Here is a 25,054-nt window from a genome sequence, read left to right as displayed (position 1 = left end):
TCTCGTACCTTGTTGCCGTTTTGGCACTAATTTCAGGTCACTAGCTGCGAAACGCGGCCAATCACAATCGCCGGCGCTACCCCTCATCCGGCCCTTCGGGCCACCTTCTCCCCGTCAAACGGGGAGAAGGCAAGGGCGCTGCTTACATCCCCTTCATCGCATCGCACGATACGTTCGGGTTCATGTCGGCGAAGGCGCCGGTCGGGTTCTGCTTCCAAGCCCAGACATGCAGCTCGTAGAACGGGCCGAGGCCGTAGCGGTTGGGGGCGCTGTTGAAGTTGAACAGCTGGCCTTCGAGCGAGGCCGGACCCTTCGAAGTGATATATTCGACGGCGACCAGCTTCAGCGTGCCGTCGGCCATCGGCTCGTACATGACCGCCTCCGGCTTGGCGACGTCGACGGCGTCGTCCTTGAGGTAGGTCGCATTGACGTAGTGGATGCCCATGGCGCCGCCGGTGATGCCGCTGGCGCAGGGGATCGGCGCGTAGCCTTCAGCTTTCGCCACCGCGACGTCCTCGAAGCGGCTGTCCAGCGCCCGCACCTTTTCGGCAAGCGGATTGACGGTTTCGGCGTGGGTGGCGCTTGCCGCCATGACGGCCAGGGCCGATGCGCCGATGAAATATCTGGTCAGGCTGGGGATGCTCACTGTTCTCTCTCCAATTCCGTTAAGCGCGCGCGCAAGGGCAGGGCCGGTCTTTTTCAAGGCCGGGCCTGCGACGCTTGGCGCGCGTGTCATTCGAAGGGCGAGACCGCGAGGTCCCGCCAGGGCCGGTGTGGAACATCAGTAATGCCACCAATATTCCCAGTATTCGCGCGGCAATTCCCGCTCACGGAGGCCGATGTCGCGCCTCAGATGGTGATCCTGCGGGAGAGGCCGGCGGCGCCTGTTTCGCACAGGCGAAAACAGTGCCGACACGAGCCGCCGCATGAAGCCGCGCCGCGGTGCGAGAGTATCCGCCGCGGCGGATACTCCCTCGCTGTCCGGCATGACAACAGGTCCGCCATCGACAAGGACGATCGTCTCATCGTTTTGTCGTTCATCTGCCCGATCAGCGATAAAAGTAGGGGTCAAGGACCCGCACCTCCGTGATCTTGTCGACGGGAAGCGCATTCTTCTGCGCGGTGCTGCGGATCGCCTCCGGCGAGGGCGCGTCATAGATGCAGAAGCTCTTCGACTTGTCCGGCGAGACGAAGGATTGCACCCAGGTTACGCCTTTCTCGGCGTTGCGGGCGATGACGCCGCCCATCGCGGTCGCGCCGGCGTCGTTCATCGGCACATGAAGCCCATCGGGAAAGGTACGTTCAATCAGGTAACGAGGCACGATAGGGGTTCCTTTCGTTGGTGAGTTGCGCTCGGTTCAAGCGCGACCCAGCAGAAATCACCTTCGCGGAAGGCGCGCATCGGCACCTTTCCCCATATTTGACGGGACGATTCCCTATCTTTGGAGCGTTCTATGTGGAAGCAGGCACTGGAATGTGTGGAAGGTCACATTTCCACAGCTTCGTACCGACTATCCAGCGGCATCCGCCGCGCCAACAATCCCATTCGCGAGAGTGACGATGCTTCTGGAAAGACAGACGCAACTGAACCAACTGGAGGCCGTGCTGGCCGGCACCGTGCGAGGCCACGGCCGCGTCGTGGCGCTGTCCGGCGAAGCCGGCGCCGGCAAGACGACGCTGGTCGAGGCGTTCACGGAGCGGATGACGGCAGGCGTGAAGCTGTTGCGCGGCGCCTGCGAAGACCTCTCGATTCCCGACCCGCTCGGCGCGCTCTACGATCTTGCGCGCGAGGCGGGATGGGAGTTGCCGCAGGCGATCGATGCCCGTCAGGGGCAAAGGCTGCCGTTCTTTTCCGACGCGCTCGACGTTTTCGAGACGAAGGGTCCAAGCGTCCTGGTCATCGAGGATCTGCACTGGGCGGATGATGCGACGCTCGATTTCGTGCGCTTCCTGGGCCGGCGTATCGCGAGCACCCACATCCTGCTTCTGATCACGGCGCGCACCGACCGCAGCGAGGGGCAGATGCGGGTGCGCCGGGCGCTCGGCGAAATCCCGGCCGGCAACGTCCATCGTATCGAGGTCCCTTTGCTCAGCGAGACGGCCGTCCTGTCGCTCGCCGAGGCCGCCGGCCGCGACGGCGGCGCCATCTACCGCGCCACGGCAGGCAATGCCTTCTTTGTGACGGAGTTGCTGGCCGGCGAGAAAGACGGCCTGCTGCCGGTCAGCGTGCGCGACGCGGTGCTCGCGCGCGCCGAGCAGCTCTCCTCCGGCGCCCGCTCGATGCTCGACGCGGTCTCGGTGTTCCCGCGCCGCGCCGACGCCTGGGCGCTCAGCGGCCTTTGCGGAATTGCCGCCGCCGGCCAGCTTGCCGAATGCGTCGCCAACGGCTTGCTCGAGGATTTCGGCGACGGCTATGCCTTCCGCCACGAGATCGCCCGCACGGCGATCGAGATGGCGCTGACGCCCAGCAAGAGGCGGGAGTACAACGAGCGCGCCCTGGCAGCGTTGCGGGAAAATCCGCAAGTCGCCACCGCAAGGCTGGTGCATCATGCCGTGGAGGCGCAAAGCCTGGACGTGGTGCGCGAGCTGGCGCCGGTCGCCGCGCGCGAGGCTTCCCGCGTCGGCGCCCATCGCGATGCGGCGGGTTACTACGAGGTCGCCCTGCGCTACGCGGATATCCTGCCGATCGAGAAGCGGGCGGAGCTTTATGAAGGCCATGCCTTCGAGTGCCACCTGATCGGCCGCATCGACGCGGCGATGGAAGCGCAGGACCGGGCGCGCCAGCTGCGCCAGACGCTGGGCGATCGGCTCAAGGAAGGCGACAGCCTCAGGTGCCTGTCGCGTTTTGCCTATCTGCTCGGCGATCGCGAGGCAGCGGACCGTTTCGGCGAGCAGGCCGTGGAGCTTCTGGAGACCGCGCCCGACAGCGCCGAGCTGGCGATGGCCTACTCGAACCTCTCGCAACTGGCAATGCTGGCCGAGCGGCTCGAGGACACGCTTTCGCTCGGCGGCAAGGCGGCCGAACTGGCGGAGCGGCTCAACCGGGCGGACATTGTCTGTCATGCGCTGAACAATGTCGGCGCCGCCGGACAATGGCTGGATTTTGCCAAAGGGCGGCGCGATCTCGCCCGCAGCCTTGGGATTGCGCTGTCGGGCAACTTCCAGGAGCATGCGGCGCGCGCCTTCACGAACTGCGCCTGCGTCGAGATGAATAGCCTCAACTTCAAGGAGGCGGCGTCGTTCCTGGATCGCGGCATTGGCTATTGTGTCGAGAACGATCTCGCGACATGGCGCGATTACATGCGCGGCGTGCAGGCGCAGCTTTTGCTTCGGCGCGGCTTTTGGGACGACGCCGCGACAATGGCGCATGAGGTTGTCGACGACGACGCAACGACGCCGCTCGTGCGCTATCCGTCGCTGGTGGCGCTGGCGAGGCTGCGCATCCGCCGCGGCGACCCGTCGGCCGAGCCGATCGTCGAAGAGATGAGGCGGTTCCTGGACAAGGGCATGGAGCTGCAGCGCCTGGTGGCGTTTGCCGAGGTGCTGGCCGAGTTGGCCTGGCTTGGACAAGCCGACAGGCAGGAAGCCTTGCGCCTGATCGCGGTTGCCGAAAGCCTCGCGCCGACGCCGGCCGTGTTCGGCGAACTTGCCACCTGGCGGGAGCTGTTGTCGCCCGGATCCGATCCCGGCGATACGGACGGCATGGCGGAGCCGCACCGCCTGCAACTGACCGGCGACTGGCGCGCCGCCGCAGCGCTATGGGCCGAAATGGGGGCGCCTTTCGAACAGGCAATGGCCTTGCTGCGCGGCGACGAAGCGGCGCAGCGCGAAGCGCTTGCCATTTTTGAGGACCTTGGCGCGAGGGCGGTCGCGCAGCACGTCCGCGGCCTTATGCGGGAAAGCGGCGTCAGCCACATCGCGAGAGGACCGCGGCAGGCGACGCGCGCCAACCATGCCGGCCTCACGCAGCGCCAGATGGAGGTGCTGCAGCTGATCGAACGCGGCTTTTCCAACAAGAAGATCGCCGCGCATCTGACCATCTCGCCAAAGACGGTCGATCATCACGTGTCGGCGGTGCTGGACAAGCTGGAGGCCGTCTCGCGCGGCGAGGCGACGGCGGCCGCGCGCGATTCGGGATTGATCTAAACTTGATTGTACCGCACAAACCAATGGTGATGGAGCAGCCAACTTACGTCATTCCTGCCGCGCGGCTGAAAGAGTTCGTCGCGACTATTTTCGCGACCGCCGGCTGCGCGCGGGACGAAGCGGATCGGATCGGACACTACCTTCTGTCGGCCAATCTAGCGGGCCATGACAGCCACGGCGTGATACGCACTCCGCGTTATCTCTATTGGCTGCGGCAGGGTTATGTCCGACCGGGGCAGACGCTGACGGTGGTCTCGGAGGGTCCCTCCTTCGCCACGGTGGACGGCAATTGGGGCTTCGGCCAGACAATCGGTCCGTTGGCCGTCGACACGGGCGTGGAGAAAGCCAGGGCCGCGGGCGTTTCGATGATCGGCCTGCGAAACTCCAGCCATCTCGGCCGGATCGGCGACTGGGCAGAACGGGCCGCCGATGCCGGTCTGGTTTCGTTGCATTTCGTCAATGTGGGCGGCGGTGAGCTGGTTGCGCCGTTCGGTGGGATCGATCGACGGTTTTCCACGAATCCAATCTGCATAGGCGTTCCGTCGGACGGCAAGGAACCTATGTTCCTGCTTGATTTCGCGACGTCGCTTGTTGCCGAAGGCAAGGTACTGGTCGCATCGAACGGCGGCAAGCCAGTGCCGGAGGGAGCACTGGTCGGGCTCGACGGAAAGTTCACCTCGGACCCGTCAGCACTTTACGGACCGATCGTGCCGGGCGGCGTTCGGGACTTAGCGCATGGCGAGGGCGCTCTCGTCGCTTTCGGTCTGCACAAGGGCTCCGGCCTTGCCTTCATGTGCGAAATCCTGGCGGGCGTCCTGGCTGGAGGCGCGACGTCCGGTCCTATCCCTGGCGGCAAGCGCGGCCGCATAAGCAACGGCATGCTGTCGATCTACCTCGACCCGGCCCGCTTTGGAGAGCCGGATTTCCTGCAGAGAGCGCGCGCTTACGCCAACTATGTGAAGGCCTCGCGACCGACCACGCCCGGTACTCCGGTCCTGGTTCCAGGCGAGCCGGAAGCCCGGTCCCGCGAGGAGCGCCTGCGCTCCGGCGTTCCGCTGCAGAAGCAGACATGGGATGCGATCTGTGCAGCCGCGTTGTCGCTCGGGGTCCAACCTCCGACGTTGTAGGACGCGATCTTCGATAGAATTGTTTGCCGCGTCGTGTCGATATCCGACGCCATGACTGCAGGCTTTATGGATGAATTGAAGTTAAGGTCGTGCAGTTGGAAGTAGTCGGGCACGCCGGGCACGGCTTTGAACCTGTTCAGCCCCTTGCGAAAGTTGTCTGGGACTGGGATCATATCCGTTGAAAAGTCCCGGCGAAAGCCGGGACTGAAGACCTGCTCAGGCGAACGTGCCGTGGCAGTGCTTGTACTTCTTGCCGGAGCCGCAGGGGCAGAGCTCGTTGCGGCCGACCTTGCCCCAGCTCGCGGGGTTCTTCGGGTCGCGGTTTTCCGGCGCGACGACGGCGCTGGTATCCTGACGCATCAGAAGCGCGGTCTCGCCGCCCTGGAAATCATCCTCGCCGGTGGAGCCGTCGATATGGCTGCCGAACATCTCGGGGGCCTCGGGCGGCGGCGCATCCGCCGCCTGGCGCACCAGCTCGACGCGCATCAGCTGCGCGGTGACGGCCTGGCGCAGGTTGCCGAGCATGCCCTGGAACAGCTCGAAGGCCTCGCCCTTGTATTCCTGCAGCGGGTCGCGCTGGGCGTAACCGCGGAAGCCGACGACCGAACGCAGGTGGTCGAGATTGACGATGTGCTCGCGCCACAGATGGTCGAGCGTCTGCAGCACCACCGAACGTTCGACATAGTTCATCACGTCGGGGCCAAAGCGATCGGCGCGCTCCTTGGCGGCGGCGTCGGCCGCGGCCGCGATGCGCTCGCGGATGTCGTCCTCGGCGATGCCCTCTTCCTTGACCCATTCCTCGATCGGCAGGTCGAGGTTGAGATACTGCGCCGCTTCCTCCTTGAGGCCGGCGACGTTCCACTGCTCGGCATAGGCGTTTTCGGGAATGTTCTTGGCGACGATCTCCTCGATGACGCCCTCGCGCATCTCGGCGATCGTCTCCGACAGGCCTTCGCCGTCCATCAGCTCGATACGCTGCTCGAACACCACCTTGCGCTGGTCGTTCGAGACGTCGTCATATTTCAACAGGTTCTTGCGGATGTCGAAGTTGCGCGCCTCGACCTTCTTCTGCGCCTTCTCCAGCGCCTTGTTGATCCAGGGATGGATGATCGCCTCGTCTTCCTTGAGGCCGAGCTTCTGCAGCATGCCATCCATGCGCTCGGAGCCGAAGATGCGCATCAGGTCGTCCTGCAGCGACAGGAAGAATTTTGACCGGCCGGGATCGCCCTGTCTTCCTGAACGACCTCTAAGCTGGTTGTCGATGCGGCGCGATTCGTGGCGTTCGGTGGCCAGAACGTAAAGGCCGCCGGCGGCCAGCGCCTTTTCCTTCAGGCGCTCGACGTCGTCGTTAATCTCTTTTTCCCGAGCCTCGCGCTCGGGTCCGGGCGGCATGTCGCCAAGCTCTTCGGCGATGCGCATCTCGGCGTTGCCGCCGAGCTTGATGTCGGTGCCGCGGCCGGCCATGTTGGTGGCGATGGTGATGGCGCCGGGCTTGCCGGCCTGGGCGACGATAGCCGCCTCGCGCTCGTGGTGGCGCGCGTTCAGGACTTCGAAGTCCTTGAAGCCATCCTTGCGCAGGCGTTCGGCCAACTGCTCGGATTTTTCGATCGAGGTGGTGCCGACCAGCGTTGGCTGGCCTTTGGCGCTGGCCTCCCGGATTTCCTTGACGATCGCCTTGTATTTCTCTTCGACTGTACGGTAGACCTCGTCGTCCTCATCCTTGCGGATGACCGGCAGGTTGGTCGGGATCTCGGTGACCTCGAGGCCATAGATGTTGCCGAATTCCTCGGCCTCGGTCAGCGCCGTGCCGGTCATGCCGGCAAGCTTCTTGTAGAGGCGGAAATAGTTCTGGAAGGTGACGGAGGCCAGCGTCTGGTTCTCCGGCTGGATCTGCACATGCTCCTTGGCCTCGAGCGCCTGATGCAGGCCTTCCGAGTAGCGGCGGCCCGGCATCATGCGGCCGGTAAACTCGTCGATGATGACGATCTCGCCGTTGCGCACGATGTAGTCGCGGTCCTTCTGGAACAGAAGATGCGCCTTCAGCGCGTTGTTGACGTGATGGACGATGGCGACGTTCTCGACGTCGTAGAGCGACTCGCCTTTCAACAGGCCGGCGTCGCGCAGCATGTTTTCCAGCTTTTCGGTGCCGTCCTCGGTGAAGATCGTCGTCTTCTGCTTCTCGTCGACCTCGTAGTCGGCCGGGCCGAGCTTCAGCATGAAGGCGTCGATGGTGTTGTACATTTCCGAGCGGTCCTCGAGCGGACCGGAAATGATCAGCGGCGTGCGCGCTTCGTCGACCAGGATGGAATCGACTTCGTCGACGATGGCGTAGGCATGGCCGCGCTGCACCATCTGCGAGCGCTCATACTTCATGTTGTCGCGCAGATAGTCGAAACCGAGCTCGTTGTTGGTGGCATAGGTGACGTCGGAGGCGTAAGCCTCGCGGCGCTCGTCGTCGGAAAGGCCGTGGACGATGATGCCGACGGTCAGGCCGAGGAATTTATAGACGCGGCCCATCCATTCGGCGTCGCGGGTGGCGAGATAGTCGTTGACGGTGACGACATGGACGCCCTGGCCGGCAAGCGCATTGAGATAGACCGGCAGAGTGGCGACCAGCGTCTTGCCCTCGCCGGTGCGCATCTCGGCGATGCCGCCATTGTGAAGCACCATGCCGCCGATCAATTGTACGTCAAAGGGACGCATGCCAAGCACGCGGCGGGCCGCCTCGCGCACCGTGGCGAAGGCTGGAACCAGCAGGTCGTCGAGCGCGGCGCCGTTGGCGAGATCCTGGCGGAATTTTTCAGTGCAGCCCGAGAGCTCGGCGTCGGAAAGCGCCCGCATCTCGTTTTCCATGGCGTTGATGGCTTCGACCCTGGGCCGGGTCGACTTGACACGGCGGTCGTTGGAAGAACCGAAAACCTTACGGGCGAGACCGCCGAGACTGACCATCCAATGGTCCTTTCGATAGCAATTTAGCCGTTTGCGACAGGCGCCTGGCGGGCCCATCAAATCCGCGTGAATGCGGACAAACGCAAAAAGCGCCCGGAAAACGGTTCTGGACGCCAAGTCGATGGACAGATAAGAGGGGGCTCAATCGATGTCAACGCCGCGTTAGCCCTATGGGCAGCGCCAAATTCCGCCACAATCCGACTGATTTGGAACCCTTCCGCTCACGCGGTCCTTATTGGCAATCCCCATTGGAGTTATCTTGATGTCCCTGTCGTTCCGCCGCGCCTCGCTCGCCAGCCTCGGTCTGGTCTTCGGGCTCTCGGCTCTTAGCCTGTCGCCGCTGATGGCGCAGGAGACCAAGCCCGCCCAGGACGCCACAGCGCCGGCGGCGGCTCCGGTCGATCCCAATGCCGTGGTCGCCACCGTCAATGGCGAGAAGCTGACCGAGGCCGATCTTCAACTCGCCGAAGGCGAACTGTCGCAACAGTTCGCGCAGATGCCGCCCGAACAGCGCCGCGCGGCTGCCCTTTCGGCCGCGATCGAAATCCGCGTCATGGCCAAGAAGGCGGTCGACAGCGGCCTCGACAAGGACGCCGACTTCCAGCGCCGCATGGCGTTCCTGCAGGCTCGCGCCCTGCATGGCGAGGTGGTCGAGAAGGAAGTGGTCGACAAGGTGACGGACGCCGAAGTGCGCGCCCGCTACGACCAGGAGATCGCCAACACGCCGCCGGTCAACGAAATCCACGCCCGTCACATCCTCGTGAAGACGAAGGAAGAGGCCGAGGCGATCATCAAGCAGCTCGACGGCGGCGCCGACTTCCAGAAGCTCGCCAACGAACACACCAGCGATCCGAGCGGCAAGACCAGCGGCGGCGACCTCGGCTGGTTCGGCCCGGGGCAGATGGTGCCGGAGTTCGACAAGGCGGCCTTCGCGCTCGACGTCGGCAAATATTCGAAGGAGCCGGTGCAGTCGCAGTTCGGCTGGCACGTCATCAAGGTCGAGGACAAGCGCGCCAAGCAGCCGCCGGCCTTCGACGACGTCAAGGACCAGGCCAAGCAGGCGGTGATCCGCGACAAGTATTTCGCCATGGTCAAGGAGCTGCGCGCGGCCGCCAAGGTCGAGATCCCGGACGAGAAGCTCAAGAAGGACATCGACACGCTGGAAGCCGGCAAGTAATCCGCTTGCGGCTGGATAATTCTAAAAGGGCGCCTTCGGGCGCCCTCAGACTGCTGACGAACCCCGTCGATTTTCGGCGGGGTTTTGTTTTATGTAATTGAAGAGTTTTGAGAAGTTCGTGTCAGGAGATTTTGACAGGAGGCGCCGAGCCTCATGCGGGGCTTGGTTTGAGGGTTGGCCAGAGGCTGATTGCGATTTTTTTCATGTTCTGGGCGGCGGCTGCCATCAGGCACTGGCAGGCGACGCGTGTTCGCCCTCGGAAGCGGGCGTAGCGGTGGCCGAAGAGCTGCTTTGCATCGGCGAACGATCGCTCGACCGTCTCCTTGCGGCGCCGATAGATGGCCTTGCCCCAAGCTGTCGAGCGGTTGGCATCGACACGCTCGCGGGCATCCTGCCAGACGTGGCGGGTGATGGTGCGCTCGGCCTTGGCGTTTGAGGTGCAGGAGGCCAGAAGCGGGCAGTCGCGGCAGATGGTGGGATCGCTCTTGTACTGGCGGTAGCCGGCGCGATCGGTGGTGGCGTAGGTGAGCAATTGGCCTTGCGGGCAACGATAGCCGTTCAGTTGTGTTTCGTAGACGAAGTCGCTCTTCCTCATCTTGCCGGGTTTCGGCGGGGTCGGGTTGCGATAGCCGACAACGCCCCTGATCTTCCTGTCCTCCAGCCCTTTGGCGATCCCCGGCGTGGCGTAGCCGGCATCCAGCCCCGCAGCCGCCACATTGAAGCCGAAGCGCTCCACCTGGCGGTCGAGCCGGCCAAGATAGACAATCGAGTCATGCACGTTGGCTGGCGTCGCGAACGTGTCGGTGATGATGCCGCAACGGCCATCCACCGTGCGGTGATCGAGATAGAAGAAGCCCTTCGGCTTGCCCTCGCGCACCATGTAGCCGGCCTCCGGATCGGCGCGCGAGACTTTGGTCTCTTTCACCGGCGGCTTGCGCTGCTTCTGCTTCAGCGGCTTCTGGCCATGCAGCGCCCGTTCGGCATCGATGGCCCGGTCGAGATCGCCCCAGTAGTCGGCCCGCGACTTGGCGACCATGGCAAGGTCGTATTTGCCCTTGTTGGCGTTGGCCTTCAAATGCGTGCTGTCGCTATAGAGCACCGTGCCGTCCACCAGCCCCGCACGGATCGCCTGCTCGACGATCCTGTCGAAGATGCCTTGCGCGATCGTCTCGTCCTGGTAGCGACGCCGACGGTTCTGAGACAGCGTCGAGGCGTCGAACACCTTGTCCGTCAGCTTCAGCCGCAGGAACCAGCGGTAGGCGACGTTGACCTCGATCTCGCGCACCAGCTGCCGTTCCGAGCGCACCCCGAACAGGTAGCCGATGAACAGCGCCTTGAACATCAAGGTCGGATCCAGCGGCGGTCGGCCATTGTCGGCGCAGTAGAGCGGCGCCGTTAGATCGTGGATGAAGGAAAAGTCGATCGCGCGATCAATCTTGCGCAACAGGTGGTCAGTCGGAACCAGCTGATCCAACGTCACCATCTCGAGCGCGGTCTGTTCAGGGGCGGGTCGCTTCAACATGACCCAGTGAATCAAAAACCCCCGGCAAATGCCAGAGGTTTGTCAGCAGTCTGAGGGCGCCTTCGGGCGCCCTTTCGCTTTCGGGGGTCAAGCGTTCATTATACCCCGCGTGATGTAGCGTATGGCGGCGCGGATCAGCGCGTCGTCCTCGTCGAGCCGTCCGGCCAGAAGATGCCGCCAGGCGAAGGAAGCGATCAGATCGGCGACGATCCCGGCATCGATATCGGCCGCCACCTCGCCCCGCGCCTTGGCGCGCTCGATCATCCGACCGGTATGGCTGCGGCGCCCCTTTGAATATTCTGCAAGGGCGGCCGCGGCAGTCTCGTCCGACTGCGCCTCCGCGATCAGCGAGCGGAAGATGTTGCCCGACGGGGTGTCGCGCCAATGCGCGAACAGGTTCTGAAGGAAGCCGGCCAGATCGTCCTCGATGTTCCCGGTGTCGGGCGTCTCGACGCGCTTCTGCCGCTGGTAGACCTCGATCAGCAGCGCCGCCTTGCTCGGCCACCAGCGATAGATGGTCGGCTTTCCCGCCCGCGCCCGCCGGGCGACGGCCTCGATCGAGAAGCCGGCATAGCCCGCTTCGCGCAACACCGCCTCGGCGGCCTTGACGATGGCATCGGCGCTCTCGGGATTGCGTTTCGCGCCGATCGACTTGCGCCCGCGAGCGGCGGCTTCGTCCATCGAGGTCTTCCTTAGCCGGTGAATCTGGCGCCGATCATATTGGCTTCGGCGACGAAACGAAACGACGCGTTTCCAACTGCCAAGCCGCCGGCCAGGCCGGGAAGGCGCGGCCAGAACGCCCCTTGCGCCGACGCGCGCTATCGGGCAAACCGGCCTTCCTTTCGCGTTCTTGCCGCTCCGGGGTTCCGATGTCCGCTACGATTTCGCCGCTCGCACCGAAGAAGTATCCGAAGATGCCGGTCATCGAGGGTGTGCGCATCGCGACCGCCGAAGCCGGCATCAAATACAAGAACAGAACCGACCTCTTGGCCATGGTCTTCGATCCGGGCACGGCTGTCGCCGGCGTGTTCACCAGGTCGAAATGCCCGTCGGCGCCGGTCGACTTCTGCCGTCAGAACCTGCCTGACGGCAAGGCGCGCGTCCTGGTGGTCAATTCCGGCAACGCCAACGCCTTCACCGGCAAGAAGGGCAAGGCTTCGACCGCGCTGACCGGCGAGGCGGCGGCGAAGGCCGCCGGATGCTCGCAGAGCCAGGTTTTCCTGGCCTCGACCGGCGTCATCGGCGAGCCGCTCGACACCACCAAATTCAGCCATCTGCTCGCCGGCCTGGTCAAGGACGGCAAGCCGGATCTGTGGACCGAGGCGGCCAAGGCGATCATGACCACGGACACCTATCCGAAGGTGGCGACTGCGACGGTCAAGCTCGGCGACGCCGACGTCACCATCAACGGCATCGCCAAGGGCGCCGGCATGATCGCGCCCGACATGGCGACGATGCTTTCCTTCATCGCCACCGACGCGCCGATCGCCGCCCCCGCACTGCAGGACCTGCTTTCGCGCGGCACGGCCAAGACCTTCAATGCGGTGACCGTCGACAGCGACACCTCGACCAGCGACACGCTGCTCATCTTCGCCACCGGCAAGGCCGCCGCCCGCGGCGCGCCGGCGATCAGCGATCCCAAGGATGCGCGGCTTGGCGCCTTCCGCCGGGCGCTCGGCAAGGTGCTGAAGTCGCTGGCGCTGCAGGTGGTGCGCGACGGCGAGGGCGCGCGCAAGCAGGTCGAGGTCACGGTCACCGGCGCGAAGTCCGCCCGCTCGGCCAAGCGCATCGCGCTTTCGATCGCCAATTCGCCGCTGGTCAAGACGGCCGTCGCCGGCGAGGACGCCAATTGGGGCCGCGTCGTCATGGCGGTCGGCAAGGCCGGCGAACCGGCCGACCGCGACCGGCTGTCGATCTGGTTCGGCGACAATCGGCTCGCGCATGAGGGCGAACGCGATCCGAGCTATTCGGAGGAAGCGACCTCGGCCTATATGAAGCGCGACGACATCCGCATTCGCGCCGATCTCGGCATCGGCCGCGGCAAGGCGACGGTGTGGACCTGCGACCTCACCAAGGAATATGTCGCCATCAATGGCGATTACCGGAGCTGATGGCGCCGGTGTCCGGGCATCCGGCAAGCGTGCTGGCGGTCGTGCGCCGCTACGAGGCGGCGGGCTTTCGCGCCTGGCCGGCGGCGGCCGTCCATTATGACGGGACCTGGGTGGTACGGCTCACGGCAGGACACCCCGCCAAGCGCCTGAACTCGGTCAATCCGCTCGATCCGGGCGACACGCACGCCATCGAAGAGCGCATCGGCCGCGCCGCGCGGCGCTTCGACGCCTATGGCCGGCCGCTGACCTTTCGCATGTCGCCGCTGTCGGGACTGGTTCTGTCCACGCATCTCGACAAGGCCGGCTGGAACAGGTTCGACGAATCCCTGGTCATGCGGCTGCCGCTGAAGGAGGTCGGGCTCGGCGCGGCCATGGACCAGATTCCGCTCAAGGACATCAGCCGCTTCATCGGCGCGTCGCTGAGGACGAGCGGCTCGGACGCCTCGCTGCGGCCCGGCCTGTCCGAGGTCATCGGCGCGATCCAGCCGGAAGCGGGGCTGTTCGCGCTCGAGGAGGGCAACGAGCCGGTGGCGACGCTGATCTGCGTGCATGACGGCGATCTCGCGGGTCTGTTCGAGGTCGCCACCGAAGAATCGGCGCGCAAGAAGGGCCATGGCCGCAATCTCATCCTGTCGGCGCTGAAATGGGCCCGGCTGCGCGGCGCGCGCGAAGCCTGGCTGCAGGTCGAGGCCAGCAACGGGCCGGCGCTCTCGCTCTACCGGTCGCTCGGCTTCGAGGAAGTCTATCGCTACCATTATCGACGGCCGCCGGGCGCATGAGCGAGAGCAAGCCAACCGGAAAGCGTCTGCTGTTGGTCGCCGCCTGCGCGCTGGTCGACACCGACCGGCGCGTGCTCCTGGCGCAGCGTCCGGAAGGAAAGCAGCTTGCCGGCCTGTGGGAGTTTCCAGGCGGCAAGGTCGAGCCCGGCGAGACGCCGGAGGAATGCCTGGTGCGCGAATTGCATGAGGAGCTCGGCATCGAGACGGAGATCCCGTGCCTGGCGCCGCTCACCTTCGCCAGCCACTCCTATGACGATTTCCATCTCCTGATGCCGCTTTATGTCTGCCGCCGCTTCCGCGGGATCGCGCAGCCCAAAGAAGGGCAGGGACTCAAATGGGTCAGGCCCCGGCAGATGCGCGACTATCCGATGCCGCCGGCCGACGCGCCGCTGATCCAGTTCCTCATCGACCTTCTGTAGTTTCGCGGTTCGCCCTTGCGACAGCTTACCGTTTCCCGGAGACGGTGAATGTTTCCGCACGTTTCCCGGGAGCTGCTTTAGCCAGCGTTAATGGAAGATTTATCTCGATGTGAAAAATTGCACGAGGCCGTTTCGCGCGGCGATATCGTCGATGACTGGGAAACACGGCATGAGCCTCGAAAGAGACTGGGACTCGATCCGGCCCGACCGCGGCTTCCGCGCGGTGGACGCCGGCATGGGCATCCTGCGGATCACGCTTCTCTTCGGCTCGGCCGCGGTGGCGCTGGCGCTGATCGCAACGCCTTTCCTGGACAGCCAGACCCGGCCGCAGAGCGCTCGCGACGGCTTCCCTGGCGGGCTCGACATGACGGCGACCGGATCGATCGGTCATCGTCCCAATACATATACGCTGCGCCGCAGCGTGCTGCAGCCTTTGCCCAGTTCAATCTGTGTCATCCGCAATGACGGCAGCCGCAGCGGCGAGTGCTGACTTGGTTAATGATTTCGCGGCACGGCGGCGTTTCACTCGCTGTTAAGCTTTTGCCGTTAACCTTTCTTAACGGGTAAGACATTAGAGTTTCTGCATGAGGGATCGATGATCATGAAAAACCTGCTGCAGCAATTCATTGAAGATGAAACGGGCGCCACGGCCGTCGAATATGGCCTGATCGTCGTGGTGTTGTCGCTCGCCATCATCGCCGGGGTCAAACAGGCGGCCGATGGGCTCGTATGGCTGTTCACCGACAACAACAGCAAGCTGGCCAACGCCTTCGCTCACTGACGACGGGTGCGCTCAAGTCTTAGGCGGGTTCTCCAGGACAGCCTTTAGCGAGACCTTGGCCGACCCAGGTCTGAGCGGTTTTTGTTGCGAGGCGTCTGGCGCCCAGCCGGACATCCAAACAATCGAAAAACTTGCGCGGATACGGCCGTCCGGATCCGAGAATCGCTCGGCATAGATTTCGGCCGCGCGGGCAAACAGGCGTCTGCCGGCCGACCGGCGGCTGCGATCGATGAGCACGTTGGTTTCGCCCATGGCGCGGAGATCGGCCGCGAGATCGAACAGCGTATCGTAGCGCACCGCGACCGTTTCGACATCGGCGACCGGCAATGCCAGGCCGGCGCGCTGCAGCAGCGCGCCCGCGTCGCGCACGTCGGTGAAAGGAAGGATGCGCGGGCTCGCGCCGCCGTAAAGCTCCGTCTCGGCCGCAAGCATGCTTTCGCGTAGTTCCGCCAATGTGCCCGCGCCGGTAAGAGCGCCGAGGAACAGCCCGTCCGGTCTCAGCGCCCGGCGGATTTGCGCCAGCACGCCGGGAATGTCGTTCACGGCGTGCAACGAGAGCAGGGAGACGGCGAGGTCGAGGCTGCCTTCCTCGAACGGCACGGTCTCCGGCGGCGCCACCAGGCCGGGGCCGCCGGCCAGAAGCGCTTCGTCCATCTCGACGCGTACGACCTCGCCGACCTTGCCGCTGCCGGCGAGCACGTCCGCCGCCGCCGACGTCTGACAGAACAGCGCGGCCGCCTTGCCGAAGCGGCGTTCGACCGCACCCAGCCGGTCGGCAAGGTCTTCCGCGGCGCGCCGCATCAGGAAATCGGCGCCTTCGACGGGGCGGGCGAGAGCCCTGCGCTTGCGCGCGAGCCAGAGCTCGGTGTCGATCAAGGGCTGCAACGAAAAGCTTCCTGTTGTCGGCGCGTGCCAGACTGGTGTTAAGGTGCGCTGGGTTCCAATCACGTGGCCGATCCGGTGCACAAGATCAAGACCATAGCGGTCCAGGATATGGCCCGGCAGGCACTGGCCTGGCCGGCGCGCCTGTTGTTTCCGCCGGTTTGCGCCGGCTGCCGTCGCCATGTGTCGCAGCCTGGCGTGCTGTGCGGCGCCTGCTGGCCGAAGCTGAGGCTGCTGGAGAAGCCCTGGTGCCCGGTGATGGGCACGCCCTTCACCCACGACATGGGCGAGGGGTTTCTGTCCGCCGAGGCGATCGCCGATCCTCCGCCCTTCGAGCGGGCGCGGGCGGCCGTCGTCTATTCAGGCGTCGCGCGGCAGATGGTGCAGGGGCTGAAATATCAGGATCGAACCGACCTCGCGCCGTGGATGGCGAACTGGATGATGCGCGCCGGCGCGGAGTTGGCCGCGGAGGCCGACCTGGTCGTGCCGGTGCCGTTGCACTGGCGACGCTTCTTCCGGCGCCAGTTCAACCAGTCGGCGGAGCTCGGACGGGCCGTTGCAAAGCTCGGCGGGCTGCCCTTTTCGCCATCCGCGATCAGGCGCGTGAAGCTGACGCGCCAGCAGGTCGGCCTCGAACGGCACGAGCGCGAGGAGAATGTGCGCGCCGCCTTTCGCGTCCCGCCGGAAGGGGAAATCGAGATAGCCGGGCGCCGGGTGCTCGTGGTCGACGATGTTTACACCACCGGCGCAACGGTGCGGGCGGTCGCCAAGGCGCTGAAGAGGGGCGGCGCCGGAGCCGTCGACATCCTCACTTTCGCCCGCGTCCTGCCTGGGGACTTTCGGCCCGATGAGTCCGCGACTATATAGGTTTTAATTTGTTGTTTGCCGCATGTCGCTTTCGTACCTCACTGGACGGCATGCATGAGGACTGCCGGCCAATGGCTGATGTGACGATCTACACCCGCATGATGTGCGGCTACTGCAACGCCGCCAAGCGGTTGCTCGACCGCAAGGGGGTAGCCTATACCGAGCACGACGCCTCGTTCTCGCCGGAGCTGCGCCAGGAAATGATTTCCAAAGCGCATGGGCGAGCCACCTTTCCGCAGATTTTCATCGGCGACACGCATGTCGGCGGTTGCGACGACCTCCACGATCTGGAGTCGCGGGGCCGGCTGGACGCGATGCTCGCCAACGGGAGATGACCATGGGTAGTTTCAAGGCCGCCGCCGTGCAGATGCGTTCGGGCACGAGCCCGGAACGCAACGCCGCCGACATGGAGATCCTGGTCCGCCAGGCCGCCGGCCAGGGCGCCACCTACGTCCAGACGCCGGAAATGACCGGGGCGCTGGTGCGCGACAAGGAAGCCGGCGCGGCCGCTTTTACCGCGGAGGATAAGGACATCGTCGTCGCGACCGCGCGCAGGTTGGCGAAGGAGCTCGGCATTCACCTGCATATCGGCTCGACGGCCATTCGCCGCGCCGACGGGAAGCTCGCCAACCGCGCTTTCCTGTTTTCGCCAGACGGCGCCGTGATTGCCGGCTATGACAAGATCCATATGTTCGACGTCGATCTCGACAATGGCGAGAGCTGGCGCGAATCCGCGTCCTACGAGCCAGGGACGGAAGCGGCCGTGACCGACATCGAAGGGACGAAGCTTGGCTTTGCCGTCTGCTACGACCTGCGCTTTCCGCAGCTGTTCCGCGCCGAGGCGATGGCCGGGGCCGAAGTGCTGACGGTGCCGGCCGCCTTCACGCGCCAGACCGGCGAAGCGCACTGGCATGTGCTGCTGCGCGCCCGCGCCATCGAGAACGGCGCCTATGTCATCGCTGCCGCGCAGGGCGGCCTGCATGAGGACGGGCGCGAGACCTATGGCCATTCGCTGATCGTCGATCCGTGGGGGCGCATCATCGCCGAGGCCGCGCATAACGAGCCCGGTGTGATCGTCGCCGAGATCGATCCGGCGCAGTCGCTGGCCGCGCGCCGCAAGATCCCCAATCTGAAGAACGCGCGGGACTTCGCCGTCAAAGCCGGAACAAGGGAAGCGCCGCGTCTCAGGGGTGCCGCCTCTTGATCCGTTTCTCCCTGATCTGCGAACACGAGCACGAGTTCGAAGCGTGGTTCCGCAGCAATGACGATTTCGACACCCAGAAGAAGCGCGGCTTCGTCGATTGCCCGAGCTGCGGCTCGCACAAGGTCGAGAAGGCGTTGATGGCGCCCGCCGTCTCCACATCCTGCAAACAGGAGAAGGTGGCCTTGGCCATGGGCGAGGCGCAGAAGCAGGCGTTGGCGCAGCTCAAGGCGCTGGCCGAGAAGGTGCGCGAGAATGCCGACTATGTCGGCGACAAATTCGCAGAGGAAGCGCGCAAGATCCATTTCGGCGAGGCCGATCCGCGCGGCATCTACGGCGAAGCGACCCCCGAAGAGGCGCAGAGCCTCGCCGAGGACGGCGTCGAGTTCATGCCGATCCCGAGCTTTCCGGACGACCGGAACTGAGTGTCGCCCGGATGGAGAAGTCTAAGCCACTGCGGGGCTCAGACATGGTTGAACGCTTTTTGAATTGGCTTTCGCTCAAGCTGCACGACAAGCGCTCGATCGATGGTTTGCTGATCGTTTATATCGGCGATGAAAAGATCAACAAGGTTGCTGCGGCACTTAAGCTTATTAGCGACTTCGACCCCGTTCGCTATAAACGGATGCGCCATGACCTCAATCGAATTTGGGTATTAACCATTGCAGGCTGGGTAGCGCGCTATCGGCAAGCCACCTCGACTTGCGAACTGGACGAGCGCTTTGTTCTCAACGAGGGGACGACACCGGAACGAATTGCATCAACCATCGTGCATGAAGCGACGCATGCGCGTCTTGGGCGTTGCGGTATCGGCTACAAAGAAGAGCTGCGCGCCAGAGTGGAGCAGGTTTGCATCCGTCGGGAAATGGCTTTTGCCAAGAAGTTGCCGCGCGGGGCGGATATTGGCCAAAGGGCAGAGGTGAAGTTAAATACCCTTTCTAACTTGTCCGATGCAGCGATGGCTGAACGCTACTACGAGGGCAAACGAAAGGCTCTTCTTTATCTTGGCGGGCCGCGTTGGCTCAACGATCGAGTCATTTCTCTTCATCGCTGGCTGCACTTGCGAAGATTGAAACGGCAGGACACTGCGAGATCACGCGATCCCCGCAACTGAAGTTTGCTTTCCGGCCAAGGCGTCGGCTCTTGCGGCAGCTAGACGAACGGATTGACTAGGTTACACTTTCGATCAGCTTTTCAAGCAGAAGAGAGAGCGTTTCCCGTTCGGCCGGTGTCAGGCCAGAAAGCACCTTATGTTCGTTTGCCACATGCGCGGTGACAGCCTCATCGATCAGCGCAAGGCCCTTTGCGGTAAGCTGCACCACCACACCGCGCCGGTCGCTGGGGTGCGGCGCGCGCCGGGTCAGACCGGCCTTTTCCAGGCGGTCGAGGCGGGCGGTCATGGCGCCCGACGTCACCATCGTCGCCTCGTAAAGCTCGGTCGGTGTCAGCGCATAGGGCGCGCCGGAACGGCGCAGCGTCGCCAACACGTCGAATTCGCCGGACTGCAGCCCGAAGCGGGCGAATACCGGCGCGAGCCGGTCGCGCGCAATGAGCGCCGAGGCCTCGTTGAGCCGCCCGATGACGCCCATCGGCGACACATCGAGATCCGGTCGTTCCCGTCGCCACTGTTCCATGGCCCTGCCCGCTCGATCCATATTGCTCACCGTAAAGTATCTTGACACAAAGAATCTTTGCGTTATCTTACTGCAACAAGAACTGGCCGCCAAGCGGTCTCGCAGCGACAGGACGAACCGATGAGATTTCTCTGGGATTCAGCGATCTGGCTTCTGGTCGTGACGGGCGGCCTGCTCGGCATGACGCTGCCGTTCGGCAAGCTCGCCACCGCGGCCGAGGTACCGGCCATGGTCTGGGCCTTCGTCATTTCGCTGGGCGCCGGCGGCGTGCTGCTCTTGGCGCTTCTGTTGCGCGGCGAGCGCATCCGGCTGACGCCGCACAAGCTGCGCTATTTCTTCGTCACCGCGGCGATTTCCTATGCCGTCCCCAATCTTTTGATGTTCTCGGCCATCCCGCATCTCGGCGCCGGCTACACCGGCATCATGTTCACCCTGTCGCCGGTGATCACGCTGGTGTTCTCGATCCTGCTCGGTGTCAGGCGCCCCAACCTGCTCGGCGTCATCGGCATCGCCGTCGGCTTCGTTGGCGCGGCGATGGTGGCTCTCACACGCGGCGAGGCAGGCCAGCCAGCCGACTATTTCTGGGTGGCGATTGGACTGCTCATCCCGGTCAGCCTTGCCGCCGGCAACATCTACCGCACCGTCGACTGGCCGCAAGACACCGGCCCGATCGAGCTTGCCGTCGGCAGCCACCTGGCCTCGGCCACGCTGCTTCTCATTGGCATCCTCGGCCTTCTGGGCACGCATGCCTTCGCCCCGCTCGGCGCCGTGCCCCTCGTCGTCGTCGGTCAGGTTGTGTCGGCCTCGGCGATGTTTGCCTTCTTCTTCCGCCTGCAGGCGGTCGGCGGGCCGGTCTATCTCAGCCAGATCGGCTATGTGGCGGCGGCCGTTGGATTGTTCGCCGGCACGCTCTTCCTCGGTGAGCATTACCAGCTTCTGACCTGGCTGGGCGCCGCCATCATCACCGCCGGGGTTTTCATCACGACCAAGGCACAAAGCCAAGCCGGCGCGCCAGCGCCGGTTCGGGTCGAGCCGGTGTCGTCCCGGAGCTAATGCTCCTTGCCGGAGGATTCCGGCTGCGGGTGGCGGCGGCGATGGGTGGCGGCGGCGCGCGCCGCCTGCTCATAGATGCCCGTCATCAACTCCAGCGTGCGCGCGACGTCCCCGAGCTTTTCGGCCATCTCGGGAATGCGCTTCACCGCTTCGATGAGCAGCACCGAACGGATATCGGCATAGCGTTCCGTCACCTGATGCCCCAGCGGCGTCACCTCGTAGGTTACGCCGGCCCTGCCGCTGCCGGTGCGCGTGATCAGCCCGCCCTTCAACAGCTTGCGCAGGCTGTACTGGATGTTGGGAATGTCGTCGCGATTGGTCATCTGGGCGAGGTCGCGGACGCTTTTGGGCCGGTCGTTCATCCTGATGATGTGGAGCAGCGCGTTTTCCGGCCCGCTGGCCGAAAACTCGATCACGGTGGCGAGGCACTCCGCCTGCCAGTGGCCGAACGCCTCGTAGGAGCGCATCAGCGCATATTCGACCTCGGTGACGTCGATCTCGAGCGGCGTGCGCGCCAGATGCCAGCCGCGGTCGAGCAGTTCTTCCTGTGTTTCCAGCGATTTGCGACGCTCGTTCATCAGCCTCTCCCTTGCCGCGAGGATGCGCCGATCCACGCGATTGCGTCCACATGAATTTATGATAGACTTTCTATCATAAATTATAATCAAAAATATGAGGAGAACATCGTCATGAGCATGCTCGACAAGTTCGCGCCTGGCACACAGCCTTTCTTTCTCGGCACCTTCGCGTCCAACTGTTCCGGCGGCATGACCGTCACCAAGGTCGCCGAGCGCTGGGACAATTCCTGGGACAACAATCTCAAGCTCGCCCGCCTTCTCGATGAAGCCGGCATCGACTTCATGCTGCCGATCGCGCGCTGGATCGGTTACGGCGGCGAAACCAATTTTCATGGCAACGTGCTTGAGACGATCACCTGGGCAGCGGGGCTGCTGGCGCTCACCCGCAACATCACCGTCTTTGCCACGACCCATACGGCGGCGAACCATCCTGTCGTCGTCGCCAAGCAACTGGCCACCATCGACCAGATCAGCCGCGGCCGCATCGGCCTCAACATCGTCGCCGGCTGGAACAAGCCGGAATACGAGGCACTTGGGCTGACGCTGCCCGACGACCACACCACCCGCTACGGCTACGCTCAGGAATGGTTCGACATCGTGCGCGCCCTGTGGAGCCGCACGGAGGCCTTCGACTGGGACGGAACCTGGTTCAAGCTCAGGAACGTGCTCGGCGATCCGCGTCCGTCATCGCCGTTGCCGATCCTCAACGCGGCCGGCTCGGAAGAGGGGCGGAAATTTGCCGTCCGCAACGCCGATTTCCTGTTCACGCCGGCGATCGACCTCTCGCGCTCGAAGGACGAGCTCGCGGCGCTGAAGGAGCAGGGCAAAGCGGCGGGCAGGGACGTCGATGTGCTGACCTTCGCCCATGTCGTGTGCCGGCCGACGGAAAAGGAAGCCAACGACTATCTCGAGCATTCCGGCCGCGCCAATGCCGATTGGGCGGCGGTGGACAATCTGGTGCGGCTGCAATTCGCCCACGCGCAATCCTTCCCGCACGACCTTCTGGCGCTCATCCGCGACCGCATGGCGGCGGGCCATGGCGGTTTTCCGCTGACCGGCACGCCCGAGCAGGTGGCCGACGGCATCACCCAACTGCACCATGCCGGCTTCCGCGGCTCGACCTTGTCCTTCGTCGATTATGTCGAGGAATTCCCCTATTTCCGCGACACGGTCCTGCCTATTCTCGAAGAAAGAGGCATTCGCGTCGCGCCGGCCGCGATGCAGTCGGCGGCTTAGACAAGGAGATGGCAATGTCCACGGCAGAAGGTCAGTCCACGCCAGAAGGTCCGGTCAGCGTCGCTGATTTCCGCGCCGCCATGCGACTCATCGTCGGCAATGTCAGCGTCATCACCGCCGGCGTCGGCGACGACCGTACCGGCCTCGTGGTCATTTCCGTGGTGTCGCTGTCGGCCGAGCCGCCGAAGGTGATCGCCTGCGTCAACCGCTCCTCATCGACCTGGCCGATCATCGAGCGCTACCGGCATTTCGGCGTCAACTCGCTCGGGCCCCAGCACCAGCAGGTTGCCGAGCGCTTCTCCGGCTTCGGCGGCATCAAGGGCAAGGATCGTTACGGGGGCGCCGAATGGACGACGTTGAAGACGGGCGCGTCGCTGCTGTGCGACGCGGTGGCCGCTTTCGACTGCAGCCTCGACGAGATGATCGATCGCGGCACGCATTCGATCGTCATCGGTTCGGTCGAGGCGGTGAGGACGCAGGATGCCGGACAGGCCCTGATCTATTGGCGCGGTGGTTATCGGCCGTTGGAAGCCTGAGAACCCATTGATCAGACCGAGGCTTTCTCGGCCAGCACCATGTAGTTGACGTCCATGTCCTTCGAGCGCTGCCAGCGGTCGGCCAGCGGGTGATAGATGACGCCGGTGCGGTCGATCACCGTGAGACCGGCCGCGCCCAGCGCCTTTGCCAGTTCCTCCGGCCGCACCAGCTTGCCGAACTGATGCGTGCCGCGCGGCAGCCAGCGCAACACATATTCGGCGCCGATGATGGCAAGGCCAAGCGCTTTCAGCGTGCGGTTGATGGTGGCGACGAACATGATGCCGCCGGGGCGGACCATCTGCCCGCATTTGGCGACGAACAGGTCGACATCGGCGACATGCTCGACCACTTCCATGTTCAGGATGACATCGAAGACCTCGCCGGCATCGGCTAGCGCCTCGGCCGTGGTGGCGCGGTAGTCGACGCTGACGCCGGCCTCCGCCGCATGCAGCTTCGCCACTTCGATGTTGGTCGCGGAAGCATCGGCGCCGACCACTTCGGCGCCAAGCCTGGCCATCGGCTCGCACAAAAGCCCGCCGCCGCAGCCGATATCGAGGAAGCGCAGGCCATCGAAAGGCCGCGCCGCGCGCGGATCGCGGCCGAAACGCGCCGCCACCTGGTCGCGGATATAGGCAAGCCGCACCGGGTTGAACTTGTGCAGCGGACGGAACTTGCCGTTCGGATTCCACCATTCGGCGGCAAGGGCGGAGAAGCGCTCGACTTCTCCGGCATCGATGGTCGATCGGCGGGGCTCTGGCATAGGCGGGTCTCCAGCGCATGACCCCGAAAATTGGAATCGATTTCGGAAAGGATCATGCACAAAGTCAAAGTGCTACAATGTCCTGCGTCCCAAAGGACGCGCGGCGCTGACGTTAGGAAGTCGGGCGCGGGAGGGAATGTCAAGGCAGGTTTTTCAGCTGCCGCCAAGCTCTCGTGCTGTCAGCACGTGGCAGCTTGGTCGGACCGATGGTGAAACGGGATTGTGGCTTCGCGCGAATGGGACGGCATAGACTGTTCGAAAAGGAGCGCGATCATGCGACCTCACTCGTCGATCCTCTGGCGCCGTCTCGACCTTGAAGGCCACGATGCCTGCCTGCTTTGTGCGACCCAGAGCGGTTGGCGGCTCAAGGGGCATGCCCTCTTCCTCCATGACGGCCAGCCCTGCAGCCTTGCCTATGCGGCGGATTGCGATGCCGGCTGGCGCACGCGTTTCGCAAGTGTCGACGGCTTTCTCGGCACGCAAACCTTGCGCTACGAGGTCGAACGGCTGGCCGACGGCCGATGGACGCTGAATGGCGCGGAGCAGGCGGAGGTTGCCGGGCTTGTCGATGTCGACCTCGGCTTCACGCCGGCAACGAACCTGCTGGCGATCCGCCGCTTCGACCTTGCCGTCGGCGCTGCGGCGCCTGCCCCGGCGGCCTATCTGGCCTTTCCGGAGCTAAGGCTTGAACGTCTGGACCAGACCTACCGTCGCCTCGGCGACAGCCGCTACGCCTATGCCGCGCCGAAATTCGGCTACGACCAGGTGCTGGACGTCTCGCCGTCCGGCTTCATTGTCGACTATCCAGACCTTTGGAAGGCCATCGCGCTGCGTTGCGCATCCTCGGCCGGCTAAAGCGCGTCGCGCTGAAGCGGATTCAGGCGACGCGCTTTTAAGGCTTTGTTTTCATGCATGTCGTTATCGCAAAACCGCTGCACACTTTTGCGCGACATGCATTAGATTTTCGACAGCGCGACCGCCGCGTGCCTGATGTCGACGCTGGCCGGGTCGATCGCCAGAACCGCCTCGCTGCCGCCGATCTCGGCCATGATGCGGTCCGCCGCCGCCCGGGCCTGTTCCAGGCTCTGCCAGCGCACGACGTCCACCCAGCTTCCATCCTCGCAGCTGCCGAGCTGCCGGCTTAGGAAGCCCGGCTGCCGGCAAGCCAATCCGTCATGACCCCATTGTTGGAGACAAAGCCGGCTTCGGTGCCGGGCTTTAGGCGGAAGGTGACGATTTCCAGGGTCTCGGACATGAGAATCTCCAACGGGCCGTTTCGGCAGTCTTGTGGCATG

General features: G+C 64.4%; 27 protein-coding genes. 17 read left to right on the top strand and 10 right to left on the bottom strand.

Going from position 1 to position 25,054, the window contains the following annotated elements:
• Positions 1-142: 142 nt before the first annotated feature.
• Both FJW07_RS20700 and FJW07_RS20695 read right to left on the bottom strand, forming a co-directional pair.
• Entirely contained in the window at positions 143-592 is a 450-nt protein-coding gene (locus tag FJW07_RS20700) for a hypothetical protein (RefSeq protein ID WP_226892223.1), read from the bottom strand.
• 457 nt (positions 593-1,049) lie between these two features.
• Positions 1,050-1,322, bottom strand: a complete 273-nt coding sequence (locus tag FJW07_RS20695) for a DUF4242 domain-containing protein (RefSeq protein WP_140658868.1) — start codon at positions 1,320-1,322, stop codon at positions 1,050-1,052.
• Positions 1,323-1,560: 238 nt separating this feature from the next.
• Between FJW07_RS20695 and FJW07_RS20690 the strand changes: the two genes are divergently transcribed.
• Together FJW07_RS20690 and FJW07_RS20685 are read left to right on the top strand one after the other, a co-directional pair.
• Complete coding sequence (locus tag FJW07_RS20690) at positions 1,561-4,146, top strand: AAA family ATPase (RefSeq protein ID WP_140858553.1); 2,586 nt, start codon at positions 1,561-1,563, stop codon at positions 4,144-4,146.
• A 23-nt stretch (positions 4,147-4,169) separates the two neighbouring features.
• A complete protein-coding gene (locus FJW07_RS20685; RefSeq protein ID WP_246680825.1) occupies positions 4,170-5,273 on the top strand; it encodes a malate/lactate/ureidoglycolate dehydrogenase in 1,104 nt (367 codons plus the stop codon).
• Between the two features lie 216 nt (positions 5,274-5,489).
• On the opposite strand, the gene secA is transcribed toward FJW07_RS20685, so the two are convergent.
• Entirely contained in the window at positions 5,490-8,222 is a 2,733-nt protein-coding gene (gene secA / locus FJW07_RS20680; protein WP_140858549.1) for a preprotein translocase subunit SecA, read from the bottom strand.
• Positions 8,223-8,484: 262 nt separating this feature from the next.
• Between secA and FJW07_RS20675 the strand changes: the two genes are divergently transcribed.
• Complete coding sequence (locus FJW07_RS20675) at positions 8,485-9,399, top strand: peptidylprolyl isomerase (protein ID WP_140645235.1); 915 nt, start codon at positions 8,485-8,487, stop codon at positions 9,397-9,399.
• A gap of 151 nt (positions 9,400-9,550) precedes the next feature.
• On the opposite strand, the gene FJW07_RS20670 is transcribed toward FJW07_RS20675, so the two are convergent.
• Both FJW07_RS20670 and FJW07_RS20665 read right to left on the bottom strand, forming a co-directional pair.
• Positions 9,551-10,921, bottom strand: a complete 1,371-nt coding sequence (locus FJW07_RS20670) for an IS1182 family transposase (RefSeq protein WP_140858548.1) — start codon at positions 10,919-10,921, stop codon at positions 9,551-9,553.
• Positions 10,922-11,008: 87 nt separating this feature from the next.
• On the bottom strand, positions 11,009-11,602 hold the full coding sequence (locus FJW07_RS20665) for a TetR/AcrR family transcriptional regulator (RefSeq protein ID WP_140710988.1): 594 nt from the start codon (positions 11,600-11,602) through the stop codon (positions 11,009-11,011).
• Between the two features lie 188 nt (positions 11,603-11,790).
• On the opposite strand from FJW07_RS20665, the gene argJ reads away from it, so the two are divergent.
• The 5 genes from argJ to FJW07_RS20640 all read left to right on the top strand — a co-directional run bounded on the left by argJ (position 11,791) and on the right by FJW07_RS20640 (position 15,011).
• Entirely contained in the window at positions 11,791-13,032 is a 1,242-nt protein-coding gene (gene argJ, locus FJW07_RS20660) for a bifunctional glutamate N-acetyltransferase/amino-acid acetyltransferase ArgJ (protein WP_140858546.1), read from the top strand.
• On the top strand, positions 13,032-13,811 hold the full coding sequence (locus tag FJW07_RS20655; protein ID WP_181182690.1) for a GNAT family N-acetyltransferase: 780 nt from the start codon (positions 13,032-13,034) through the stop codon (positions 13,809-13,811). Before argJ ends, FJW07_RS20655 begins: the two co-directional genes overlap by 1 nt.
• Positions 13,808-14,230 carry a (deoxy)nucleoside triphosphate pyrophosphohydrolase gene (locus tag FJW07_RS20650; RefSeq protein WP_140645238.1) on the top strand — a complete coding sequence of 141 codons (423 nt, stop codon included), beginning with the start codon at positions 13,808-13,810 and terminating at the stop codon, positions 14,228-14,230. The genes FJW07_RS20655 and FJW07_RS20650 overlap by 4 nt, the downstream gene beginning before the upstream one ends.
• A 169-nt stretch (positions 14,231-14,399) precedes the next feature.
• Complete coding sequence (locus tag FJW07_RS20645) at positions 14,400-14,720, top strand: hypothetical protein (RefSeq protein WP_140645239.1); 321 nt, start codon at positions 14,400-14,402, stop codon at positions 14,718-14,720.
• Positions 14,721-14,831: 111 nt separating this feature from the next.
• Positions 14,832-15,011, top strand: a complete 180-nt coding sequence (locus FJW07_RS20640) for a Flp family type IVb pilin (protein ID WP_140543577.1) — start codon at positions 14,832-14,834, stop codon at positions 15,009-15,011.
• Positions 15,012-15,023: 12 nt separating this feature from the next.
• On the opposite strand, the gene FJW07_RS20635 is transcribed toward FJW07_RS20640, so the two are convergent.
• The gene (locus FJW07_RS20635) at positions 15,024-15,896 is read right to left on the bottom strand and encodes a methyltransferase domain-containing protein (RefSeq protein ID WP_140858544.1); all 873 of its coding nucleotides are present in this window, start codon (positions 15,894-15,896) and stop codon (positions 15,024-15,026) included.
• A gap of 63 nt (positions 15,897-15,959) precedes the next feature.
• Here FJW07_RS20635 and FJW07_RS20630 point away from each other — a divergent pair, with 63 nt between their 5' ends.
• The 5 genes from FJW07_RS20630 (at position 15,960) to FJW07_RS20610 (ending at position 19,075) form a co-directional block, all read left to right on the top strand.
• On the top strand, positions 15,960-16,760 hold the full coding sequence (locus FJW07_RS20630) for a ComF family protein (RefSeq protein ID WP_140858543.1): 801 nt from the start codon (positions 15,960-15,962) through the stop codon (positions 16,758-16,760).
• Positions 16,761-16,831: 71 nt separating this feature from the next.
• Positions 16,832-17,095 (top strand): glutaredoxin 3, encoded by a 264-nt coding sequence (gene grxC, locus FJW07_RS20625; RefSeq protein ID WP_140645242.1) that lies wholly within the window; start codon positions 16,832-16,834, stop codon positions 17,093-17,095.
• A 2-nt stretch (positions 17,096-17,097) separates the two neighbouring features.
• A complete protein-coding gene (locus FJW07_RS20620) occupies positions 17,098-17,964 on the top strand; it encodes a carbon-nitrogen hydrolase family protein (RefSeq protein ID WP_140783974.1) in 867 nt (288 codons plus the stop codon).
• Positions 17,961-18,386 (top strand): DUF1178 family protein, encoded by a 426-nt coding sequence (locus FJW07_RS20615; protein ID WP_140858541.1) that lies wholly within the window; start codon positions 17,961-17,963, stop codon positions 18,384-18,386. The genes FJW07_RS20620 and FJW07_RS20615 overlap by 4 nt, the downstream gene beginning before the upstream one ends.
• 44 nt (positions 18,387-18,430) lie before the next feature.
• Positions 18,431-19,075 carry a hypothetical protein gene (locus FJW07_RS20610; RefSeq protein ID WP_181182689.1) on the top strand — a complete coding sequence of 215 codons (645 nt, stop codon included), beginning with the start codon at positions 18,431-18,433 and terminating at the stop codon, positions 19,073-19,075.
• A 55-nt stretch (positions 19,076-19,130) separates the two neighbouring features.
• Here FJW07_RS20610 and FJW07_RS20605 read toward each other — a convergent pair whose 3' ends face one another.
• Positions 19,131-19,616 (bottom strand): MarR family transcriptional regulator, encoded by a 486-nt coding sequence (locus tag FJW07_RS20605; protein WP_140858669.1) that lies wholly within the window; start codon positions 19,614-19,616, stop codon positions 19,131-19,133.
• Positions 19,617-19,715: 99 nt separating this feature from the next.
• Here FJW07_RS20605 and FJW07_RS20600 point away from each other — a divergent pair, with 99 nt between their 5' ends.
• A complete protein-coding gene (locus tag FJW07_RS20600; protein WP_140858537.1) occupies positions 19,716-20,648 on the top strand; it encodes a DMT family transporter in 933 nt (310 codons plus the stop codon).
• Here the strand turns inward: FJW07_RS20600 and FJW07_RS20595 are convergent.
• Positions 20,645-21,226: a winged helix DNA-binding protein gene (locus tag FJW07_RS20595; RefSeq protein WP_140858536.1), complete on the bottom strand. Its 582-nt coding sequence runs from the start codon at positions 21,224-21,226 to the stop codon at positions 20,645-20,647. The two genes, FJW07_RS20600 and FJW07_RS20595, sit on opposite strands and share 4 nt — an antisense overlap.
• 111 nt (positions 21,227-21,337) lie before the next feature.
• On the opposite strand from FJW07_RS20595, the gene FJW07_RS20590 reads away from it, so the two are divergent.
• Positions 21,338-22,462, top strand: coding sequence for an LLM class flavin-dependent oxidoreductase (locus FJW07_RS20590; RefSeq protein ID WP_140858534.1), 1,125 nt, complete (start codon positions 21,338-21,340; stop codon positions 22,460-22,462).
• 14 nt (positions 22,463-22,476) lie between these two features.
• Positions 22,477-22,998 (top strand): flavin reductase family protein, encoded by a 522-nt coding sequence (locus FJW07_RS20585; protein ID WP_140858533.1) that lies wholly within the window; start codon positions 22,477-22,479, stop codon positions 22,996-22,998.
• An 11-nt stretch (positions 22,999-23,009) separates the two neighbouring features.
• On the opposite strand, the gene ubiG is transcribed toward FJW07_RS20585, so the two are convergent.
• Positions 23,010-23,759 (bottom strand): bifunctional 2-polyprenyl-6-hydroxyphenol methylase/3-demethylubiquinol 3-O-methyltransferase UbiG, encoded by a 750-nt coding sequence (gene ubiG, locus FJW07_RS20580; RefSeq protein WP_140645249.1) that lies wholly within the window; start codon positions 23,757-23,759, stop codon positions 23,010-23,012.
• 273 nt (positions 23,760-24,032) lie between these two features.
• Between ubiG and FJW07_RS20575 the strand changes: the two genes are divergently transcribed.
• The gene (locus FJW07_RS20575; RefSeq protein ID WP_140858531.1) at positions 24,033-24,614 is read left to right on the top strand and encodes a putative glycolipid-binding domain-containing protein; all 582 of its coding nucleotides are present in this window, start codon (positions 24,033-24,035) and stop codon (positions 24,612-24,614) included.
• A gap of 101 nt (positions 24,615-24,715) precedes the next feature.
• Here the strand turns inward: FJW07_RS20575 and FJW07_RS31785 are convergent, their stop codons facing one another.
• The gene (locus FJW07_RS31785; RefSeq protein ID WP_181182688.1) at positions 24,716-24,865 is read right to left on the bottom strand and encodes a hypothetical protein; all 150 of its coding nucleotides are present in this window, start codon (positions 24,863-24,865) and stop codon (positions 24,716-24,718) included.
• Positions 24,866-25,054 lie beyond the last annotated feature (189 nt).

Source organism: Mesorhizobium sp. B3-1-9 (genome assembly GCF_006439595.1).
GTDB lineage: Bacteria > Pseudomonadota > Alphaproteobacteria > Rhizobiales > Rhizobiaceae > Mesorhizobium.
The sequence above is the reverse complement of the archived record's forward strand: the minus strand, read 5'-3'. Positions and strand labels throughout refer to the sequence as shown.

Excerpts from the sequence above, each read along its gene's own strand:
- FJW07_RS20700 (WP_226892223.1), bottom strand. The coding sequence starts at position 592 with ATGGCGGCAAGCGCCACCCACGCCGAAACCGTCAATCCGCTTGCCGAA.
- FJW07_RS20690 (WP_140858553.1), top strand. The coding sequence starts at position 1,561 with ATGCTTCTGGAAAGACAGACGCAACTGAACCAACTGGAGGCCGTGCTG.
- FJW07_RS20685 (WP_246680825.1), top strand. The coding sequence starts at position 4,170 with ATGGTGATGGAGCAGCCAACTTACGTCATTCCTGCCGCGCGGCTGAAA.
- secA (WP_140858549.1), bottom strand. The coding sequence starts at position 8,222 with ATGGTCAGTCTCGGCGGTCTCGCCCGTAAGGTTTTCGGTTCTTCCAAC.
- FJW07_RS20675 (WP_140645235.1), top strand. The coding sequence starts at position 8,485 with ATGTCCCTGTCGTTCCGCCGCGCCTCGCTCGCCAGCCTCGGTCTGGTC.
- FJW07_RS20670 (WP_140858548.1), bottom strand. The coding sequence starts at position 10,921 with ATGTTGAAGCGACCCGCCCCTGAACAGACCGCGCTCGAGATGGTGACG.
- FJW07_RS20665 (WP_140710988.1), bottom strand. The coding sequence starts at position 11,602 with ATGGACGAAGCCGCCGCTCGCGGGCGCAAGTCGATCGGCGCGAAACGC.
- argJ (WP_140858546.1), top strand. The coding sequence starts at position 11,791 with ATGTCCGCTACGATTTCGCCGCTCGCACCGAAGAAGTATCCGAAGATG.
- FJW07_RS20655 (WP_181182690.1), top strand. The coding sequence starts at position 13,032 with ATGGCGCCGGTGTCCGGGCATCCGGCAAGCGTGCTGGCGGTCGTGCGC.
- FJW07_RS20650 (WP_140645238.1), top strand. The coding sequence starts at position 13,808 with ATGAGCGAGAGCAAGCCAACCGGAAAGCGTCTGCTGTTGGTCGCCGCC.
- FJW07_RS20645 (WP_140645239.1), top strand. The coding sequence starts at position 14,400 with ATGAGCCTCGAAAGAGACTGGGACTCGATCCGGCCCGACCGCGGCTTC.
- FJW07_RS20640 (WP_140543577.1), top strand. The coding sequence starts at position 14,832 with ATGAAAAACCTGCTGCAGCAATTCATTGAAGATGAAACGGGCGCCACG.
- grxC (WP_140645242.1), top strand. The coding sequence starts at position 16,832 with ATGGCTGATGTGACGATCTACACCCGCATGATGTGCGGCTACTGCAAC.
- FJW07_RS20620 (WP_140783974.1), top strand. The coding sequence starts at position 17,098 with ATGGGTAGTTTCAAGGCCGCCGCCGTGCAGATGCGTTCGGGCACGAGC.
- FJW07_RS20610 (WP_181182689.1), top strand. The coding sequence starts at position 18,431 with ATGGTTGAACGCTTTTTGAATTGGCTTTCGCTCAAGCTGCACGACAAG.
- FJW07_RS20605 (WP_140858669.1), bottom strand. The coding sequence starts at position 19,616 with ATGGATCGAGCGGGCAGGGCCATGGAACAGTGGCGACGGGAACGACCG.
- FJW07_RS20600 (WP_140858537.1), top strand. The coding sequence starts at position 19,716 with ATGAGATTTCTCTGGGATTCAGCGATCTGGCTTCTGGTCGTGACGGGC.
- FJW07_RS20595 (WP_140858536.1), bottom strand. The coding sequence starts at position 21,226 with ATGAACGAGCGTCGCAAATCGCTGGAAACACAGGAAGAACTGCTCGAC.
- FJW07_RS20590 (WP_140858534.1), top strand. The coding sequence starts at position 21,338 with ATGAGCATGCTCGACAAGTTCGCGCCTGGCACACAGCCTTTCTTTCTC.
- FJW07_RS20585 (WP_140858533.1), top strand. The coding sequence starts at position 22,477 with ATGTCCACGGCAGAAGGTCAGTCCACGCCAGAAGGTCCGGTCAGCGTC.
- ubiG (WP_140645249.1), bottom strand. The coding sequence starts at position 23,759 with ATGCCAGAGCCCCGCCGATCGACCATCGATGCCGGAGAAGTCGAGCGC.
- FJW07_RS20575 (WP_140858531.1), top strand. The coding sequence starts at position 24,033 with ATGCGACCTCACTCGTCGATCCTCTGGCGCCGTCTCGACCTTGAAGGC.